This window comes from Pseudomonas sp. GW823-FHT06B06, assembly GCF_058795195.1.
Window position 1 is genome coordinate 102,161 of sequence record NZ_JBXAHO010000015.1, and the last position, 21,794, is coordinate 123,954.

A 21,794-nucleotide genomic window follows, 5' to 3' on the forward strand; every position below is an offset into this window, starting at 1 on the left:
CGCGGTTCATGGCTTGGCCACCGCTTGCGGGCCGTTGCCGTCGCCAGTGCGGAAGGTTGGCAGCGCGGCGGAGTTCACGTAGCGCACACCGTCCCAACTTGGCAGCGGTGTCGGCATCAGCTGGAATTGCCCGGGTTTCTCAACGTCCCAGCGCAACAGCATGGAGTTGTCCTCGTGCTGGGTGTTGTGACAGTGCTCCATGTAGGTCCCGGCGAACTCGCGAAAGCTGATCGCTATTTCTACGTTGTCCAGGCCGTCCTTTTCCGGGCCGATACGGTACACGTCCTTGCGTGCCCATTTTTCCCATTCCGGTGGCGCCTTGCCGCCTCGATTGAGGATGATCCCCTCCTCGAAGTGCACATGCACCGGGTGGCTCCAGCCTTCGCCGCCGAGCTTGATGTTCCAGACTTCCAGGGTGCCGAAACCGGTCGCACCGGCATCGGTGGGGCCACTGGCCAACTGAGCCGAGGCGCTCAAGCGCCGTGGATCCATCTGGAAGCCGAAGCCGCCATCGGTCTTGACCGTCCAGGGTGCTTCATCGGTGCCGTCGGAACGGCCGAAGGTGAAGGTGCGGTGACGGGCCTTGGCCAGCAACGCCTGGTCGGCAAGATTGTCGCGGTGAATCTTCAGCGGGATCATCACCAGGCCTTCAGCCTTGCCCGGTTTGGCCGGCTCATAGGCGGCCGGGTCCATGGCCAGGTCCTGCCCGGTGTAGGCCTTGACGTTAAGTTGCAACACCTTGCCCACCGCCGGATCACCCTCCTCCCACTTCGGTCCCTTGCTGGTTTGCTTGAGGATCGCCCGGTATTTCTCGGACAACACGTCAGCCAGGGAGGCGGGTTCTTCCGGGCCCTTGCCGTCTTCATGCACCTGCAGGTTGACGAAGAACAGCTTGTCGCCCGGTTTGATCCCGTTTTTCGCGAAGTTGACGATGATGTCGAAACGCTCGGCGATGCCCAGGGTGGGCAGGATCGCGTTGTGGTTCTGTTTGTCGCCGTCGGCGTCGAGGTCCATGGTGCCGTCGAACGGCACGCTGTGTTCCATGATATTGCCGTCGTTGGCAATCATGTGGAACGGCACACGGGCATAGGACACTCCTGACCCGACGGGCCCTGGGAACTCACCCGTGGTGCCCTTGATTTCACGCACCAGCGCCAGCTTGAAGTAACGCGACACCGAGCCATTGAGCATGCGCAAGCGATAGCTGCGGGCGCGCACATCCAGGGTCGGTTTCCACTTCCAGTTGACCAGCACCTGGTCACCGAGGAAGCCGGCAGTGTTGAAGGGGTTGAACCACAGTTGACCGTTCTTGTCCCACGCCTTGTCGGCAAACAGCAGGTTCACGTCGTAGTCGCGGTTACCCCAGGGCAAGGCGCTGCCACTGGGCAAACGCAGGTTGACGCCGTCGTTCACCGATTCATTGCCGCGGTCCAGGGCGCTGTAGTAGTTCATCATCGCCGCGTTGCCCTTGTAGACGTTCTGCGCGGTGAAATCGAGCATGTGGTCGTGGAACCAGTGGGTGCTCATGGTTTCGCGCCAGTCGCCGCGGATCTTGATCGTGCCGTTCTCGCAGGTCTTGCGGCCCGGGCTCATGTCATTGGTCCACAGGGTCTCACCCGGCGAGCACGGAAACGCTGCACGCGGATCCTCGGCCTTGGTGTTGATGCTGTCGTAGCCGGCCAACTGGATCGGCCAGCGATAGTCGTAAAACTGCCCCGGGAAGAAAAACGCGTTGGCATAACCGTCGCTTTCCGCTGGCACGTGGCCGTTGTGTTCGTGGGTACTGATGGTGTGCAGGCCAAAGCCCATGTTCGCCGACGGGTCGATCGGCAAGCCGTTGTAATGGCGCATCAACACGGGCTGCCCGTAGCGCACCATCAGCAATTTGGGCGGCAAGGTGCCGTCGAAGGTCCACAGCGAGTTGTGTTTCTGCACTGGCATTTTCGGGTGAAACCGCGGTTCAGCGCCTTTGGAGGTACCCGCGGTCGCCGGCACGCCAGCCACATTGTAATAGAGGCCACCGGGGCCAAACTCGCCCATGGCATAGCGGTGCATCTGCCGACTATCACGCAAACCGGTATTCAACCGTGCACCGGTTTGCACGGTCTTGTAGGCAACCTGCGGGTAGAACTCGTTCCAGCGCTGGTGCGACCAGCCTTTTCCTGGCGGACGGCCTTCAGCCGACGAGCCAATACGGCGGTTGAGGAAAAACTCAATCTGCTTCTGCCAAGGGTTGCGGTCGACCACGTTCGAATACTGGCTGGGGTACGGAGTCAAGCCCGGTTGACGCAAGAACGCATCGAGCGCTGCACTCGGCGGAGCACTGCGTGCCACGCTGGTGGGATCCTGTTGCGGCAGCGGGCCGATGGCGGCGGGTGGAAAAGGCAACAGTGCAGCCGGGGTAGTAGGGTCGAGTTTTTCCAGGCCGAATTCTTCGAACAGTACCAGTGGCTGAGTGAACGGCAGCGCACCGTACAGTGGGCTGGGCTTGCCGTTGGTGGGGTAGTTGAAACTGGTCTGCAGCGTTGGCGGCAGGATGTTTTCCACCCGCGTGGTGTCTTTGCTGCCTTTGACGCCACCGGGCAGATCGAAGGAATCCATGTTGGCATCAGGCATGGTCAAAATGGCGTTCAACGCCGCCGCTTTGTCAGCTGCTTCATCGTGATAGGCAGAGGGGTCCGTTGGCTGCGGCTGTCGCTCATCGTCGATGGGGCTGGCGCGCAAGTTCCCTGTGCTGAGTGTCATCGACAAAGCGATGCTTAATGGCGTCAACAGGCCAGACCATTTGAAGGGATAACGCGCTTTTGTGTCCATCACCAGCCGCCTCGAATGTGTGAAGGGGGTAGTGGGGACAGTGCAAGGAGCCGGCCAAACGCAACGGCCTTATAAAAACATTAACACACTATAAAACAATAACTTACAAACACTAACATGCGATTATCGAAAAAATGACTGGGGATTGACACCCATTCTCGGGGAAAGTTCACACCCAATTCAGGGGGTACCTTTACAACCTCACTCCAGCGGCGATTTACAGTACCCACATTCGGAGCAATTCCACATAAATGGGCAGTATTACCCACACCCGCCATCAACTTTTCAGCTGGAGAAATTGTCCACGCAATCAGGCCGCTTTCGCGCCGGGGTACAGCGGGTTGCCGGAGCTTTGGCATAGAGAATGCTCTGGGTAAACTAACGGCTCCAGGGGCACTCGCAGACGTGCAATCGATGCCTGGATAACACACCTGCGCCGCAGATCAGCCGCCAGCCTGCGAGGGGTCACTACCATGCGGAACGATTCCATAATCCTCACGCTAGCACTCATGGTTTTCATTTTTTCGACAGGGGTCGCCTGGAGTCACATCTTCCTGTTCTGCAGTTAGGAATCAGGGAAAATCCTTCATCACCTTGACCGCCCATGACCCGGGAAGCTGAACTCTTCGAGGCCGGGTGCCCTTTTTTCCTCGCTTGACCAACGACCCGTTTTTTCAAAAGAAAAGGGAGGGCTTCCATGCCCTCCCCTGCGCTTTACACGCGTCTGCGAACGTACTGATCAGGACCTCAAGTGGCGAGAATGAAGTCTGCGGCCGTTATGGTTGTCGCATCGGCCACTCCGACCAGGCGGATGGATTCAGCGCCTGCGGAGCTGATCAAGGTATCCGCACCGACATCGGTGATGATGACGTTGCCGACAAAGGTCACAGCATTGACGCCGAACGAGGAAATATCGAGCCGATCCTGGCCTCCTGCCGCGTCGGCATCGAAGCCGATGATCTGATCGGCCCCGAAGCCCGCTGCGAACACGAAGATATCGTTGCCGCTGCTGGCAACCAGGGTGTCGTTGCCGGCACCACCTGTGACCCTGTTATTGCCAGTACCGCCATCGATAAAGTCATCACCGATCCCTCCCAACAAGGTGTCGTTAGCGTCACCACCGAACAGCGTGTCGTTGCCTGCTCCACCGTTCAAGACATCCACCCCGCTTCCGCCGTTGAGGGTGTCGTTGCCGCCATTACCATTGAGGGTGTCATTACCCACCCCGCCGTTGATGACGTTATCCAGCCCGTTACCGTTGCCGACGAAGTTGCCGACTCCGGTGTAGGTCAGATTCTCGACCTCAGCGCCCAGCGTGTAGCTGGCCAGCGACGTCTGCACGGTGTCCGTACCGCCACCGGCGACCTCGACCACGACGTCTGCGGCTGTATCGACAACGTAGTTATCGTTGCCGGCGCCCCCCACCAACCGGTCGGCACCTGCACCGCCGTTGAGGACGTCGTTGCCCACCCCGCCGGTGATGGTGTTGGCCAACGCGTTACCGGTACCGGTGAAGTTACCGGCTCCCGTATAGGTCAGGTTCTCGACGTTGGCGCCAAGCAGGTAGGTGGTCAGGCTGGTTTGCACCAGATCGGTACCAGCACCCAGCGCCTCGGTGACAAGGTCACCGACGTTGTCGACCACAAAGGTGTCGTTGCCGAGGCCGCCGCTCATGGCATCCGCGCCGAGCCCGCCGTTGAGGGTGTCGTTGCCGTCCTCGCCATTGAGGACGTCATTGTCGTCGCCGCCGTTGAGGATGTCGTTGCCAGTGCCGCCCAACAACTGGTCGATACCGGCGAGGCCATTGAGCGTATCGTTCCCGCCCAGGCCAAGCAGCACATCGTTAGCCGCGGTGCCGGTGAGGATGTTTGCCAAGGCATCGCCCTGCAGTACCACGCCTTGTGCCACAACCACCGCCGCCGTCGCCGCAGAAGTCACCGACTCCAGCGTGCCGAAGGCATCGGTGTAGCGCACGATCACCCGCAGTTGCAGATTGGCCTGCGCCGCACCGGGGGTGAAGGTCGCAGCAGTCGCGCCGTTGATGTCGGTGAAGGACGTGCCGACCCCTTGCTGCCACTGGAAGCTGAAGGTGCCCAGCCCGTCCGGATCGGCAATTCCACCCGTCAGCGCGGTCAGCACCTGCCCTTGATCCGGAGTCGTATCGCTGATCAGCAACGCGCCTGTCGGTGCATCGTTGACGTTGGCCACCGGCCCCAGGATGTTGGACGCAACGCTTTCGGCCGCACCGAAGTCATCCACATAACCGATCAACACGCGCACTGCCTGGCCGACCTGAGCCTGGCCAAGCGCGAACGTACTGGCAGTTGCGCCGACAATGTTGACGAAGCCGGTCCCGCTGTTCGCCTGCCATTGGTAGGTGAACTGCGGATTGCTCAGGCCATCGACGTCGATGATGCTCGCCGGATTGGCGGTCAACACCTGGTTCTGCACTGCAAGCCCGGTAACGGTCGGCCCTTGGGTCGGTGCATCGTTGACGTTGTCCACCGGCCCCAGGATGTTCGACGCAACGCTTTCGGCCACTCCGAAGTTATCCACGTAACCGATGACCACGCGAACTTCCTGGCCGACCTGGGCCTGGCCAAGCGCGAACGTGCTGGCGGTAGCACCGGCGATGTTGACGAAGCCGAGCCCGTCATTCGCCTGCCACTGGTAGGTGAACTGCGTCGTGCTCACGCCATCGGCGTCGATGATGCTCGCCGGGTCAGCGGTCAACAGTTGGTTCTGTACTGCAAGCCCGGTTACGGTCGGCCCTTCGGTCGGCGTACTGTTCCCGGACGAATCGACGATCTCCAGCGTGCCCTTGGCATCCTGATACACCGCACGGACACGGATGTTCAGGCCCGCCACATCGTCCGTCACCCGGTAGGTGCTGCCGGTGGCACGCGATGCCTCGCCAGCGGCGATGACGGTGATGTCTTCATAGATGCCTGAACCCGCGATGTTCTCGACCTGCCAGTAGTAAGCCACCGCCCCGGTAATCGCACCGGTCGGGTTGGCCACACTCTGGCTGTCCGCGTCCCGTACCGCCTGACCGCTGACGCGCAGCAACTGGCCGGCAACCGGCGTTTCGTCACGCAGGCCGGTGCCAGCATCGAGGATTGCCAGATGACCCGACGGGTCGCTGTTTTGCGCGGTGCCCACGCCGGACGACTGCGCCCCGTCAGCGAACTGCAGACGCTCGATACCCGTCAAGCGATCGACACCATCACGCCCCGCTACCGAGTCGGTCACAATGACCGTGTCGCCATCGATCTCGATTCCGTATTCCCCCAGGTTACCGGAGAAAAACGCGGTGTCGAAGCTGTCATCACCGCTCAGGATCTCCCGCACGATGACCAACTGGCCCGGGTTGTAAGTACCGTTCAGCATAAACGGCACCAAGGGCTCCATACTGTCGAACGTGGCGATCTCCTCGCCGGTGCCATCGGCATTTTCCCGTACGCTGATGCGCACGTTCAGCCACTTGTCACCATCGATGATGTCGTCACCACCGCGACCTTCGATCAGGTCGCTGCCGCCGCCGCCGAGGATGATGTTGCCGCCGTCGAAGTACGTCGCCCCGTCTACCAGCAAGTCAGCCAGCCCGTTGATCAGGTTGATGTTGGTCAGCACACTGCCGGTTGCACCCGCAGTGGGCAGCGATGTGGCATCTTCGTTATCACCGCGCAGGAAGTCACCGTGCGAGGAACCCGACAAACCTTCCATGATGTCGAAACGCACCAGCGCTGAAGCACCCGAACCCGGCATCGATGGAACATCGAAGAAGCGTTCGGTGTAGTCGATGGTCACGCCTTGGGCGAGCCCCTTGAAGGTCGCCCAGTCATAGCCGGAGCCGCCGATATAGCGGTCACCCATGCCGAGACTGCCGACCATGATGTCGTCACCGCCTTCACCGTTGAACTTATCGTTCTCGTTACCGCCGATGAACACATCGTGACCGATCACCGGATCATTGCCAGCCGGGTCGAAGTTGTCGCCAGGTGCACCGTCCGACGTGCCCTTTTCGATCCAGTCGTCGCCTTCGTTACCCATGTCCTGTTCGTTGGCTTTGCTGCCCAGGATGAAGTCGTTGCCTTGGCCACCAATGGCTTCGGAAGCGTCCTCGCCGGTCACGATGAAGTCATTGCCGAACCCGCCAATGATCAGGTTGACGCCGTTGCCGCCGTGCAACACGTCGTTGCCGTCACCACCCTGGATGTTATCGTCGCCACCGGCGTCAGTGATGATGTCGTCGCCGGCGCCACCGCGCAGTTGGTCGTTGCCGTCACCACCTTCGATGCGGTCGTTGCCGCCGTCACCCCAGACCGTGTCGTCCCCTTCACTCGAGACGAGGATGTCTGCGCTGTTGGTGCCGCCCAGCACGATGTGCTCTGCACCGGTGTACTTGATGTAGTGAGTGTCCGGCCCGTCGGTCAGCGGGTTGTCGCGGAACACCACCTGCTCGCCGTTTTCGCCAAGCGGATCGGCATTGCCCAGGCCATCGTTGTACTGCTTGGTCTTGTCCACTTCCAGATAGAACCCGGGGTCCGAGAACACCAGGCCCGGCAAGTGCGTTGCCGAGGTGTTGGCCATGATCAACTTGGCGAACGAGTTGCTTTCCAGTTCCGCGTTCATCGACAGGCCAGAGGTACGTTCCAGGTAGTAGAAGCGGTCGCCGTCCTGGAGTTTTTCCATCTGGTTCTCGAACACGAAGTTGAAGGTCGAGCCGAGCATGCCGCCGAACGGGGTCCTCGCTTCGGCCAGGCCGCCGATCCACAGGTCGATCGCATCGACGCCCGTGATCGTCACCCCCTTCAGATCGTCAGCGGTACCCAGCACCCCATCCTTGCCGGCGCGCGTCACGTTGGCCCAGGTACCGCTGCTGTTGAGGAAGTCCAGGCGGTCGGACGGCGCATCATCACCCCCCAATACCAGCGCCAAGGCTGCAGCGCGTTTGCCTTCCAGCGTGGTCGCCGCCAGGACGGTGCCATGGGTGCCATAGGCCGCGATGAAGTTGATCAGCGACTCCGGATGCTTGAGGTGCTGCACCAGGTCGACCCAACTGCTGTACGGCTTGAGCTGGGTATCACCGGTCTGGCTGTAGATGTCGCGGCGAATCGCGTTGAGCGAGGGAATCCCCACGTCGCGGCCACGGGCGATGTTGATCGCCGGCAGGTCGAGCGGCAGGCCGAGCAAGTTATTGCGCAGCGCCTCGGTGACGAACTCATCGATTTCGTTACCGGCCTGGCGCGTCACCCCACGCACGATCGCACTGGTCGCATCCTCTGGCGTCACCCCGCTGGCGGCATACGCCAATGGGTTGAGGAACGCCGCGATCAAGCCCAGTTGCTGATCGGGATCAGCGCTGTTCGGATCGCCAATTACATTGAAGTCGACGTCGTATCGATCGACCGTCTCGGTCAGCATCGAGTGGCCGAACCGGTAAACGGTGTGGGCGAACTCGGCGACGATCGAGGCATCGAGGTCGACGTCATAGACCTGGGTCGGCGCGAAGAACAGGTCGACCCTGGGTTGGATGGTCCGCGCAAACTCCTCGAACACCAGGTGCTGATACTGCATCTCGGTGCCGAACTTGGCAGCCTGGAACAGCCGCTCGCCATTCCACACCAGTGCATCGATCTCGGCCTGGCTGGCTGGCAACGCATCCACCGGAGTGAGCAACCACTCGTTGAGGAAGGCCACGTCAGCCGAATCGAGTACGGTGTCCTTGGTCTGCGCCACCAGCCGATTGTGCTCGGCGTGGAAGATCGCATGCACCGCGGTCAGGCCGATGTTCTCGTTGACCCGGCCGTCGCCGGCGATGTAGTGCGCATCCAGCAACTCGTTGTCGTAAGCCAGGTTGGCCCCGGTCTGCGGATTCGACGGCACCGCGTTGCCAATGTCGTCATCGGCATCGGGAACGAGCACACCAGCACTGAACACCGGCGCTGCATTGTGGGCAATGTCGGCGAGGAACTGGTGACCGGTGCGCACTGCATTGACCAGGCTGATAGGGGCTAGCGGATTGCCTTCGACGAGGACGTCATCAGCGGTGCCACCAAGCCCGTCTGCCCCTTTCATCACGACCATCGGGAAGCCGTTCGGCCCCTTGATGAAATTGCCATAGGCGTCGGTCGCCAACAGCGGGCCGTTCTCGACGTCGGCATCGGTCAGGCGGATACCCAGGACATCGTTGGCCTGCGCCTTGACCACTTTCCAGGTCGCCATGCCACCGATTTCGGTGTCGTCAGCGGTACCGTACTTGCCATCCGCCCCCAGGTCACGGTTGGTGATCAGCCGGCCGGTCGCGATGGGGCCGTCCTCGGTCAGCACATACCCGCGCAGGAACACCTGGTGCGATGGATGCGAGCTGTAGGTCTGGTTCTGGTCCACGAACGGCGTGGTGGTGTTGGTGTGCTCATGGATGTCGTCGGCCGTACCGAGAACGCCATCCGCCCCTGGCTGGTTGGTCGCGCGGGTCATCACCATGAAATTGGTGTTGCCGCCTGGCACGTACAGCGGATCATCCGGTTGCAGCGGGATGAAGACGGTGCCCGAGCCCCCCTTGGTGACCAGGTCCAGCCCATGATCGAAGAATTGCCCGAAGAAGGTCATCCAGGCATTGAACGGTGCGGACAACCCCGCATCCGGCGCGGTGTTCTCGAACAGGTACACATCGTGGTCGTCGCCAGTACCGAACTGGCCGTCCATGCCGGGGCTGGCGACAATCCGTACGCCATCCTTGAGTACGTCGTCGTTGCCATCCGCGCCGAAGTTGAGCACGCCATCGGCACCCGGGTCGTAAGCCGTGGCATAGGCCGCCGGGTTGTTCGACGTCTGGTCGACGATCAGGTTGCTGATGGTGCGCGGCTGCGAGTCAATCACCAAGCCGCTGTTCTGCGCATAAGACGTTCCCGATTGCGCCGGATTGAAGACCGGATCGCTCACGCGCGGGAAGGTGTTATCGGCGGCACCAAACTCGGTGTTGTTGATGCCGTTGAGGTTCATCAGGTTGTTGTTCGACCCGTCGACCGCACGCAGGCCCAACGGCGCGCGGATGTTCGGGATCAGCGAGAGGATGTCCTGCCCGGACGCGTCAGCCTCGGCAATCTTGATCTGATCAAGGATGAAATTGAGGTCGGAGCGGACCATGTGAAGGCCTTCGCCACCGGCCGTGGCATCGACAACAGGTGCCTGCGCAGTCGGCACAACCGGCGCCCCGGCAACCACCGCGGCAGTCGGCTGCGAGAACACCACTTCAGTCGTGCCATGACCATCCTGGTAGATCGCCTTGACACGCAACGACAACCCGGCGAGGTCAGGCGAAACCTTGAAGGCGGTGCCATCGGCACTCTGGAACGCCACGTCGCCGGCCGGCAACAGGATGATGTCCTCGAACACACCGCTCCCCGGATCCGCCTCGAACTGCCAGAAGTAGGACACCGAGGCGTTGTTGATAAACCCCTGGAGATTGCCCACCGAGACGTTGTTGGCATCGCGCACCCCGGCCATGCTGACACTCAGCGTGTCACCCACCGTTATCGCGCCGCCGTTGCCATCGCTGAGCGTCGGTCTGCCAACCGGTTGAGCATTGAGCCCTTGCACCAGCACTCGCTGGGTATCGGCAAACTGCAGGCGCTCGATATGCAGCAGCGTATCGGTGCCGTCACGTCCGGCTACGGTATCTGCCACCGTCCAGACATCGTCCGCCAGACTGGCCGTGCCGCGGGTGTCCTGGGTGACCACATATTCAGACTGGACCCCGGAAAATATGGCGGTGTCGAAGGCCGACCCGCCCGTCGAGGTACCGGGCAGGATTTCCCGCACGGCCTTGAGCTGCCCCGGGTTATAGGTGCGGTCGAGCATGAACGGGATCATATCGACCATGCTGTCGAAGCTGGCGATCTCGGGCCCGGTATGATTGACGTCGTCAGCGCTGTAGACGGCAATCCTGACGTTTATCCATTTGTCGCCATCGATCAGGTCGTCGCCCCCGCGGCCCTCGATCAGGTCACTGCCATTGCCACCGAGGATGATGTTGCCCGTGGCAAAACCGGTGGTTGGCAAACCGGCATCGGCCAGAAACTGCTCCAGTCCGCGGATCAACGCCACATTGGTCAGCGCACTGCCCGTGGTTCCACCGTGGTTGATGATGGTGTCCGCATCCACATCATCGCCCTTGAGCACATCGGCGAACTTCGAACCGGACAAGCCCTCGACCTCGGCAAAACGGTCGAGAATCGAGGCCGGCGAGGCGCCGACCGGATTGAACACGCCATTGTTCTGGTTTGGCGCATTGCCGTGTGGCTGTGCCAGCTCGGCCATGGTCAGGTCAACGGTCACGCCCACCTTGTCATCCTTGTAGGTCACCCAGTCGAAACCGGACATGCCGTCCATATTGTCCTGGGCATCGCTGCCGACAAAGATGTCATCGCCACCCTCGCCGATCATTTCGTCGAAGCCACCACCGCCGACAAAGATGTCGTTGCCGATCACATCGTCATTGAGCAGCGGCGAGAAATTATCGCCAGGCGCACCATCCTGGGTGCCCATCTCGATCCAGTCGTCACCTTCGTTGCCGGTAGGTGGCAGGTTGGTCTTGGCACCGAGGATGAAATCGTCACCCTGGCCACCGAAGGTGGTGGTGATGTCTTCGGTGGTGACGATGAAGTCCTGGCCATCGCCCCCCAGGATCAGGTTGCCTCCAGCCAGCATGCTACCGGCGATGATCACGTCGTTACCGGCGTTGCCTTCCAGGCGGTTGTCGCCGAACGAATCGGTGATGATGTCATCGCCCGCGCCGCCGAGTACCGCGTCGTTGCCGGCACCGCCTTCGAGTCGATCGTTGCCGCCGTCGCCGTAAAGGGTGTCATCGCCTTCGCCGGAGATGATGATGTCATTGCCGGCAGTGCCGCCCAGGACGACATGGTCTTCACCTGTGTACTGCAGATAGTTACTGTCCAGCCCTTCGGTGTCGGGATTGTCGCGGATCACCAGCGGCACGATTTCCACACCGTTGATCATGATGCCGCCAGTCGGATCGGCTTTGCCGTCCACGCCCAGGTTGGTGAACTGATTGGCCTGATTGACTTCGAGGGTGAACGTCGGCGTCAGGAACACGGTGTTCGACAGGTGGGTGACATCGCTGTTGAGCATGATCAGCTTGGCAAAGGAGTTGTTCTCAAGCTCAGTGCCGAAGTTCAGGCCTGCGACGCGCGACAGGTAGTAGAAGCGGTCGCCGTTCTGCAACGCCTCCATCTGGGTTTCAAAGACGAAGTTGAACGTCGAGCCGAGCATGCCGCCGAACGGCATCTTCTGCTCGGCGAGGCCACCGACCCAGAAGTCGATGTCGTCCACACCGGTGGTGGTGACGCCATTGACCATGGCGTAGATGCCCGTACTGTTAAGGAATGCCAGGCGATCGGCCAGATTGGCGGTAAAGGTACGCTCTTCGGCAGTACCGGCGTTGATCACCGCGCTGCCACCAAACACCAGGGCCGCGGCGACCGCACGCATTTCGACCAGCGTATCCACATCGGCCGCGATCAATGCGCTGTGGGTGCCGAAAGCGGCGATGAAGTTGACCAGGGATTCGGGGTGCTTGAGGTGGTCCGCAAAGTCAGACCAACTGATGTACGGCGTGAGTTGGCTGTCGCCGGTGGCTGCGTACATCTCACGGCGCGCTTCATTCAACGTGGGAATGCCAGTGTCGCGACCGCGCGCCAGGTTAAGGGCCGGCAAATCGAGCGGCAGGCCGAGCAGGTTGTTGCGCAACGCTTCGGTGACGAATTCGTCGATCTCGTTGCCCAACTGGCGGGTCGCACCGCGAATGATCGCCCCTGCCGCTTCGTCCGATGTCGCTCCGCTGCCGGCGAACGCCAGCGGATTGAGGAAGGCCGCGATCAGCCCCATTTGCGAGTCCGGATTGTTCGGGTCAGTAAGGAGCGGATTGAACTCAGGGTCGAAGCGATCGACGGTTTCGGTCAGCATCGAGTGACCGAAGCGGTACACCACGTGGGCGAACTCGGCGAGGATGGCCGGGTTGATCGAGGTGTCATAACCGTTGGGGGCAAGAAATTCGTCGACCTGCGGCTGAATGGTCCGCGCGAACTCCTCGAACACCAGGTGCTGATACTGCATCTCGGTACCGAACTTGGCGGCCTGGAACAGGCGTTCGCCGTCCCATACCAACGCTGCGATACCGGCTGGGGTCGTCGGTATCGCGGTCACATCGTCCGCCAGCCACTCATTGAGGAAAGCCAGGTCGCCGGCGGCAAGAATGGTGTCCTTGGATTGCTGGACCAGGCGGTTGTGCTCGGCGTGGAACACATGGTGCACAGCGGTCAGGCCGATGTTCTCGTTCACCCGGCCGTCGCCGGCAATGTAGTGGGCGTCGAGCAGTTCGTTGTCATAGGTCAGGTTGTTGCCGCCCGCGCCAACGAGCTGCGCATTGCCGATATCGGTGTCGCCATCCGCCTGCAGCACCCCATTGACCACGACCGGCGCGGCATTGTGGGCGATGTCGTCGAGGAAGGCATGACCGGTGCTCACGGCATTGGCCAGGCTGATCGGCGCATCCCGGTTGCCCTCGACCAGTTGCGTGACGTCATCAGCCGTCCCGCCGATACCGTCGGCACCGTTACTGACGCGCATCACCACCTGCGGCATGCCGCTCGGTCCGCGGATGAAGTTGCCATACGCATCGGTTGCCAGCAGCGGCACGCTGTGCACATCGGCATCGGTCAGGTTGATCCCGAGAATGTCGCGGGCTTGGGCCTTGACCACTGCCCAGGTCGCCATGCCGCCATTTTCGCCATTGCCATCATCGGCCGTGCCGAACTTGCCATCGGCGCCGAGATCACGATTGGTAATCAAGCGGCCCGTTGCAATAGGGTTGCCTGCCGCGTTGAGGGCGTACTCGCGCAGGAACACCTGATGCGAGGGGTGCGAGCTGTAGGTTTGGCTCTGGTCCACGAACGGCGAGGTGGTGTTGGTCTGGCCATCATCGGCAGTGCCGACTATTCCGTCCGCGCCAGCGGAATGCACTGCACGTGACAGCACCATGAAGTTGGTGGGGCTGCCCGGTACGAACAACGGATCGTCCGGCTGCAGCGGAACAAACACGAAGTCGGTACTGCTCTTGGTGACCAGGTCGAGGCCGTGGTCGAAGAACTGGCCAAAGAAGGTCATCCACGAGTTGAAGCCGGCGGTCAGGCCAGCATCAGGTGACACGTTGGGAATGAAAAACACTTCCTTGTCGTCGGCCGTGCCGAACACCCCATCCAGACCGGGGCTGATCACCGGGTCGGCACCGCCATTCGCCGCCACCGCGGCCGGGTTGTTGGCGGTCTGGTCGACGATCAGGTTACTGATTATCCGTGGCTGCGGGTCGACCACATTCCCTGACGCGGCATAGGCCGCCCGATACTGGGCATCAAGCAGGCGCAGGAAGGAATTGTCCGCGGCGCCAAACTCGCTTTGTCCGGCGACCAGGTTGTTGTAGCTGCCATCGACGGTGCGCAGGCCGAATGGCACTTGGCTGTTGGGCAGCAAATCACTGAGGCTGGTGCCGTCGGCGTGCGCCTCCGCGATGAAGATTTGCTTGAGTATGAATTCCAGGTCCGACTTGTTGAAATTGGCCATTTTTATTGTCCTCGATCTCTCTGGGGGAAAGGCACAGGACGAAACAATCCTCCCACGCCCAGTCAGGTGCTGGCTTGCGAAGTTCGTTGGTTCAGTTGCAGGGCGAGAGCAGGCGTGGGTTAGGCAAAGCCGTCCCCCGGCGCCCGTGAAATGCGCGCCTGGAATTCGCGAAATGGATGGGTCGCCGAGCGATCAGGCAGAGCGATCCCGAGCTGTGGGTGGGCCATGGAATTGGGAAGTCGAAGTGAACTTCCTGAACGACTGTGTCACTTCGCAAAAGATCAAATGGATCGACATGTTTGCTCCCTCGGGAAAATCACCGCCTTGCAATGCCAAAGTTTTGGCTGGCTTCCGGGGGGCGATCTTTGAACATGACTAAAGTTCCATAGCAAAAAACTGTCAATATTACGCCGCAAAAACAGACGACCGGCATTGGAAATGCCAACCTACTGTTATTAAAGGATATATAGGAAATTCTAAGCAATATTAGAGCGAAATGTTATTTAAAACTGTATCGCTAGAGAAACAAACGCCACCTACGCTGCTGCATGTGAATTACAAAAAAAAAAACGACTGCTCAAGCCGACGAGTTACCTGGAGATCTACATCTATCTGATAGTCAATCACATTTACCGGTAGCGGGTGCGCCGCATGGCCAACCTGGCTTTTCGGTGGGGAGGACGCAAATGCAAAAGCAGTCGAGCACTCGCTCAGAACTGTCCGACGCGATATTTCGCCTGCGCCGCAGTTTTTACTCGCTGGCAGCGTTCAGTGGCGTTATCAACGTCATGATGTTGACGCCAGCGGTGTACATGCTGCAGGTCTACGATCGGGCCCTGGTCAGTCGCAATGTCACAACATTGACGATGTTGACCTTGCTAGTGATAGGGCTGTTCCTGCTGATGTCCACACTGGAAATGGTCCGCACCCGTGTACTGATCCGGGTCGGCAACTGCCTCGACATGGACCTCAACCGGCGCATCTTCACCGCTGCTTTCGAGCGTAACCTGAGCCGCGCCGGCGGCAATCCGGCCCAGGCCCTGCAGGATCTCTCGCAAGTTCGCCAGTTTCTCACCGGCAATGGCCTGTTCGCTTTCTTCGATGCGCCATGGACGCCGATCTACCTGCTGGTCGCCTATCTGATCCACCCGCTGCTCGGACTGATCACACTGATCGGCTCGCTGATTTTGGTAGGCCTGGCTTATCTCACCGAGAAGGCGACGCAAAAGCCACTGGCCGAAGCCAACCAGGCCGCCCTCTCCTCCGCCACTTACGCCAACAATAACCTGCGCAATGCCGAAGTCATCGAGGCCATGGGCATGCTGCCGTCGATCAGCAAGCGCTGGTACCAAAGCCATTTGCGCATACTGGAAATGCAGACCCTGGCCTCCGACCGCGCCGCCCTCATCAGCAGCACCGGGCGCTTCGTGCGTATCACGTTGCAGTCGCTGATCCTCGGCGCCGGCGCGCTGCTGGCGATCGAAGGCAAGATCACCCCGGGGATGATGATTGCCTGTTCGATCCTCACCGGCCGCGCACTGGGTCCGGTGGAACAGGTTATCGGGTCATGGAAGCAACTGCTCGGTTGCCGTTCGGCCTGGGGCCGGCTCAACGAGATGCTGCACGACTATCCGCGCCGACCACCGAGCATGCCATTACAGCGTCCGCTGGGCATGCTGGCGGTGGAGAATGTGTATGCCGGTGCCCCCGCCACCAACAACACAATCCTGCGCGGAGTGAGTTTCAGCCTTGCCCACGGCGAAAGCCTTGGCGTGATCGGCCCATCCGCCTCGGGCAAATCCACCCTCGCCCGCCTGCTGGTTGGCGTCTGGCCGGCGCAGGCCGGCAAAGTACGCCTGGATGGCGCGGACATATTCAGTTGGAACAAGGGGGAACTTGGCCCCTGGCTCGGCTACCTGCCACAGGACGTAGAGCTGTTCGAAGGCACCATCGCCGACAATATTGCGCGCTTTGGCGAAGTGGACAGCGACGCGGTCATTCGCGCTGCCAGGAGCACTGGCGTGCACGAGATGATCCTGCGCTTTGCCCAGGGTTATGACACTCGACTGGGCACCGATGGCAGCCCGCTGTCGGGTGGCCAGAAGCAACGCATCGCGTTGGCCCGCGCGCTGTATGGCGAGCCCAACCTGATCGTGCTGGATGAGCCTAACGCCAACCTCGACGACGTCGGCGAAAAGGCCCTGGTCGATGCCCTGGCCGAACTCAAGGCCCGCGGTGCCACCGTCATTCTGATTTCCCACCGTCCCAACGTACTGTGCGCCGTCGACAAGGTACTGATGCTGCGTGACGGCGGCGTGCAGATGCTCGGCACGCGTGACGAAGTATTCGCAGCGCTGCGCAAGGCCAGTGTGATGCCTGCAGGCGCGCCGACCCCGCTGGCCTCCGTCAAAGCACGGGAGTGACCGATCATGCAGATGAGCCAACACACCGAGATGATTCAAGCCGATCCCAGGAGCGTGGTAGACCTGGACGTCGGTAAGCCCGCGCGCTGGGGCGTGTGGCTGGTGCTTGCCGGCTTCGGCGGCTTCCTCCTGTGGTCCTGGCTGGCGCCGCTGGATGCCGGCGTGGTGGCGACTGGCACGGTCAAAGTCACCAGCAACCGCAAAGCCGTGCAGCATTTGAGTGGCGGCACTGTGGAGGCCATTCTCGTTCGCGAAGGCGATGTGGTGACCAAGGGCCAGGAGCTGGTGCGCCTCGACTCGTTACGTGCCGCTGCCGAACAGGGTGCGGTTGGCGCCCAGTACATCGTCAGCAAGACGGTGGAAAACCGGCTGGAAGCGGAACGTGACGCGCGCAATGTGGTGATCTTCGATCCCGAACTGCTCAAACGCTTCGGCAATGACCACCGCCTGGTAGCCGCCATGGACCTGCAACAGCGTCTACTGGACACCCGGCGTGCCGGCCTGGCGGGTGAAATCAGCATCCTGGAGGAAAACCTGGCGGCGTCGCAGGTGCAGCTCAAGGGCCTGCAGCAGGTCTATGGCGCCCGCACCTCGCAAATCAACTTCCTCAACCAGGAACTGCAAGGCACCCGAGTTCTGGCGGCCGAAGGCTATGTGCCGCGCAACCGCTTGCTTGAGCTGGAACGCAGCAACGCCGACCTTTCGGCCGGCCAGGCCGAGAACCTCAACAACATCGCTCGCGTGCGTAGCCAGGCTACCGAAATCAAGTTGCGCATCCTGCAGCGCCAGCACGATTACCTGAAGGAAGTCGAATCACAGCTGACTGAAACCGCCAAGGAAAATACCACCCTGGCCGACCGCTTGCGCGCGCTGGACTATGAAGTGACCCACACGGTGATACGGTCGCCCATCGACGGCATGGTCCAGTCCCTGAGCATTGCCACCGTCGGGGGAGTCATTCAGCCTGGCTTCAAGATCATGGAAATCGTTCCGGTCAACGAGCCGCTGCAGGTCGACGCAATGATTCCCGTGCAGGCCATCGACAAGATGGTCCCCGGCCTGCCCGTGGATATTGCCTTCCCGGCCTTCAACCATGCCCAGACGCCAAACATTCCCGGCCGCGTGAAGACCATCTCCGCCGATCGCCTGCTCGATGAGGAAAGCAAGCAGCCGTTCTATCTGGCCCAGGTGGAAGTCACTTCCGATGGCATGAGGCTGCTTGGCAGCAATCACATTCGCCCCGGTATGCCCGCCAGCGTCACCATCAAGACCGGTGAGCGCAACTTGATGAGCTATCTGCTCAAACCGATGCTCGAACGCGTGGACAGCTCCTTTAAGGAACAATGAAATGGACCGTCATTGCATAGTCTTCTGCCTGCTGGGGCTGTCCCTGCCGGCCAGCGCCATGGACCTCAAACAAGCCTGGGATCTGTTGCAGTACCAAGGCCCCATCTACCGTGCCGCCGTGCATGAAAAAGCCGCCGGCGAGGAAAACCGCGCCATCGGCAAGGCCGGCCTGCTGCCGCAGGTCAATGCCTCGGCCTACGACAACAAGGTCAATGGCACTCAACGCCAGAACGGCCTCGACAGGGATCTGGACTACGACTCCAAGGGCGCCAACGTGCGCCTGCGCCAGCCGCTGTTCAACAAACAGAAGATGGCCGAGTACCGCCAGGGCAAGCAGCGTGCCGACTACAGCGTCGCGGTGTTCGATGCCAAGAGCCAGGACGCCGCCGTGCGCTTGGCCGAGAGCTATTTCGACGTGCTCCTGGCAAGCGAAACCATCCTCCTGGCCAAATCCAAGCTGAACGCCTTCGAAGAGCAACTCGCCTCGGCGAAACGCCGCATGGAGCTGGGTGCCGGCACCATCACCGACATTGACGAGTCGGTCGCTCGCCGCGATCTCGCCGAGGCTGAACTGATTGAAGCGCAGGACAACCTGGTCAATGCGCGCCGCAAGCTGGAAGAATATATAGGTGAACCCCCCGAATCGCTGACCACCCTGCAGCCGAATTTCGCTACACCGCCGCTGCTACCGAGCAATCTGCAGGACTGGCTGGTCAAAGCCCAGGCCGATAGCCCGCTGATCCATGCGCGCCGTCATAGCAGCGCCCTTGCCGAAGAAGAAGTGAAGCGCGCCAAGGCCGGCCACTGGCCCACACTGGATTTCGTCGCCGGATATACCGCAGGCGATAGCCAGTCAATCTCCGAGCTGAATCAACGCAACCGCTACAGTTCAATCGGGCTGGAAGTCAACTTCCCGTTGTACAGCGGTGGAGGAACCAGCGCTCTGGCACGCCAGGCCAGTGCCAATAGCTACAAGGCCATGGACGAGCTCGACGCCACGCGCCAGGAAGTCATCACCGGTACCACCCGCGAGTATCAAGGCGTACAGAGCGGCGCTCAGCGTATCCACGCACTGGAGAAGGCAGTGGCGTCAAACGAACGCTCACTGGCTTCGACGCGCAAGGGCTTCAAGGAAGGAGGCACCAGCACCAACTCGGACGTGCTCAATGCTGAAGAGCTGCTCTTCGTTGCGCGCCACGATCTTTTCGAAGCAAAACTGCGCTACTTGATGTCGCGCCTGCGCCTGGCCTCTTCGGTGGGTAGCCTGGGCGACGACGATATCGACCACATCAACAACTACCTGGGCCCGGAACTGTTAGTCACCAACTGACTTAAGTACTCGGTTGTCGTGCGTACATCACCCGAAGATGGCAGCGCCGATATTTTCTGAGGCGATATTGCGCACGCGACTCGATGAACCACCCGTAGTCATTTTCAGTCGGTTCACGTCGGATGTGGCGATTTTTCCGGCGTGTCCACGTGGGTGTTTATCTTGCGCACCCCATCTCGATATCCTTCGTGCGCTGAAAGAATTCTTCAAGGTGCCTTGAGCCGTACCTTACTCAGTCGCCCAGCGAGCCAAGGAGCCACTGACAAAAAATCTCGGCACAGGCAGAGCGCTTGCGATGCTTGAGCGACACCAGGAATTCGCCATTGCCGGTCACACATTCGAACGGTGTAACCCGCTGCAATTCGCCCTTGGCCAGCGCCTCATCCGCCATGAACGTCCACGCAAGGCCAATACCCATGCCTTGCTGGACGGCACGATAGGCCAATGTCAGCTGGTTGAAGACCGGGGCTTTGTCCCGCGCCACGTAGTCGATGCCAAAGTGGCCGAACCACTGGCGCCAGTCCAGGCATTGCCAGGCGCAGGTGTCGATCTGCACCAGGTTGGCTTGCACCAAGTGTTCCAGCGTCTTGATTCCCGAGACATCCAGTGAAGGATGCGCCACGGCATAGACGATTTCCGGTAGCAGGAAATCGCTGTCCAGCGAGGGCCATTGGCCAGAACCGTAGAGAATGCCCACGTCGAAATCATTGAGGCTGGCCTCGTCGAACTCGTTGATCGCGTGCACGTGCACGGCGATGTCGGGGTACGCCTTGTTGAATTCGATCAACTTGGGGAACAACCAGAACTGGGCCAGGGCATGGGTCGCCAGCACCGAGACGGCGTTGGACTGATGGACATTGCGGATTCGCGTGACGCTCTGGTACATCGTGGCGAGCAGCATGTTGACCGTCATCAGAAGCTCCTCGCCTGCGCCGGTCAACGCGACACCCCGTGGCTTGCGCTCGAACAGCGCCACACCCATGCCGTCCTCGAGCTGGCGCATCTGTTTGCTCACGGCGCTCTGGGTCAGGAACAGTTCGCCAGCGGCACCGGTGAAGCTTTTGTGCCGTCCCACGGCCTCGAACGTGATCAGGGTCTCCAGTGGGGGCAAGGTACGCAGGTAACGGTTGATGAGGATTCTCCTGGCTGGCGACTGCGACCCGACATTCCCCTGCGGAATGGGTGGCCGAATATTTATCGCAGGTGGCGCTTATATACCATGGCTAGAATGCCGCTAAACAGCCTGCCAGAGCCGAGATGATGAACAGTGGGATCGTATTTGCGATATTGGCAGGCGCCATCTGGGGTGGGGTGATTATCGGCCCTTCGTTGCTGCCAGAATTCAATGCCGTGCTGATCAGCAGTGTGCGGTTTTCCCTCTATGGGCTGATCTCGCTTCTGCTGGCTTTGCCGATTGCATCGAGCCTGCTCGCCCGATTGACGCGCAACGATGTGTTTGTGCTGTTGCGTTTGTCATTGACTGGCAACGTCCTGAACTACGCCCTGTTGGGTGCTTCCGTACAACTGAGCGGGGTGACGGCTGCCGCCCTGATCAATGGCATGATGCCGGTTGCCATTACCTTCCTGGGGCGTGGTGATCCTGGGTCCCTGCCCCTGTCTAAGCTCAAGCTGCCTTTGTTGCTGGTATTCCTGGGCATCGTATCGGTCAGCCTGGAACACTCAGGCGCGCCAGCGGCGAGTACTTCGCTGTCTTCCCGTTTACTCGGCCTGGCCTGTGGCTTCAGCGCTGTCGTCTGCTGGTCGTGGTACGCGACCCGCAATGCCCGCTATCTCAAGCAGAGCCATTTCAACAGCAGCGAATGGTCCACGCTGGTGGGCATCGTGACGGGTATCGTGGCGGTCGTGTTCGGCATCGCCGCCTTGATGTTATTCCCGAACCTGGTCCCCACTCAGGTTGAAAGCAGTCGCTGGATGGCTTTGCTGTGGGTGTGCCTGTTCCTGGCACTGTGTGGTTCGTGGCTTGCCAATGGGCTATGGAATGCCTGCTCGCGTCGAATGGCCACGTCATTGAGCGGCCAGATGATCGTGTTCGAAACGCTGTTTGCCTGTGTCTACGGTTTTCTGTTCAGCCAGCGGGTGCCTGGCCTGATGGAAGTGATCTCGATCGTGTTGCTGGTGGTGGGTGTGGTCTGGGCGGCGAAGCGTCACCGCGTGGTCCCGGTGAAACATGCTCAACCGTAGAATCCAACAGTCGTTACCAGCCTGCCCTGATGTGC

The 21,794-nt window shown here is 60.8% G+C and carries 7 protein-coding genes; 4 read left to right on the forward strand and 3 right to left on the reverse strand.

Annotation, left to right across the window (positions count from 1 at the left end):
- Nucleotides 1-6: 6 nt before the first annotated feature.
- On the reverse strand, nucleotides 7-2,814 hold the full coding sequence (locus tag AC1Q8Q_RS15945) for a multicopper oxidase domain-containing protein (protein ID WP_168757606.1): 2,808 nt from the start codon (nucleotides 2,812-2,814) through the stop codon (nucleotides 7-9).
- A gap of 747 nt (nucleotides 2,815-3,561) precedes the next feature.
- On the reverse strand, nucleotides 3,562-14,457 hold the full coding sequence (locus AC1Q8Q_RS15950; protein ID WP_492615240.1) for a peroxidase family protein: 10,896 nt from the start codon (nucleotides 14,455-14,457) through the stop codon (nucleotides 3,562-3,564).
- A gap of 686 nt (nucleotides 14,458-15,143) precedes the next feature.
- On the opposite strand from AC1Q8Q_RS15950, the gene AC1Q8Q_RS15955 reads away from it, so the two are divergent.
- From AC1Q8Q_RS15955 to AC1Q8Q_RS15965, 3 genes are read left to right on the forward strand one after another with little or no spacing between them, the layout of a single operon-like run.
- Nucleotides 15,144-16,880 carry a type I secretion system permease/ATPase gene (locus tag AC1Q8Q_RS15955; protein ID WP_083348625.1) on the forward strand — a complete coding sequence of 579 codons (1,737 nt, stop codon included), beginning with the start codon at nucleotides 15,144-15,146 and terminating at the stop codon, nucleotides 16,878-16,880.
- 6 nt (nucleotides 16,881-16,886) lie between these two features.
- The gene (locus AC1Q8Q_RS15960; RefSeq protein ID WP_168757604.1) at nucleotides 16,887-18,227 is read left to right on the forward strand and encodes an HlyD family type I secretion periplasmic adaptor subunit; all 1,341 of its coding nucleotides are present in this window, start codon (nucleotides 16,887-16,889) and stop codon (nucleotides 18,225-18,227) included.
- A 1-nt stretch (nucleotide 18,228) separates the two neighbouring features.
- Entirely contained in the window at nucleotides 18,229-19,557 is a 1,329-nt protein-coding gene (locus AC1Q8Q_RS15965) for a TolC family outer membrane protein (protein WP_033042802.1), read from the forward strand.
- 232 nt (nucleotides 19,558-19,789) lie between these two features.
- Here AC1Q8Q_RS15965 and AC1Q8Q_RS15970 read toward each other — a convergent pair whose 3' ends face one another.
- Complete coding sequence (locus AC1Q8Q_RS15970; protein WP_168759151.1) at nucleotides 19,790-20,689, reverse strand: LysR substrate-binding domain-containing protein; 900 nt, start codon at nucleotides 20,687-20,689, stop codon at nucleotides 19,790-19,792.
- Nucleotides 20,690-20,814: 125 nt separating this feature from the next.
- Here AC1Q8Q_RS15970 and AC1Q8Q_RS15975 point away from each other — a divergent pair, with 125 nt between their 5' ends.
- On the forward strand, nucleotides 20,815-21,759 hold the full coding sequence (locus AC1Q8Q_RS15975) for a DMT family transporter (protein ID WP_168757603.1): 945 nt from the start codon (nucleotides 20,815-20,817) through the stop codon (nucleotides 21,757-21,759).
- Nucleotides 21,760-21,794 lie beyond the last annotated feature (35 nt).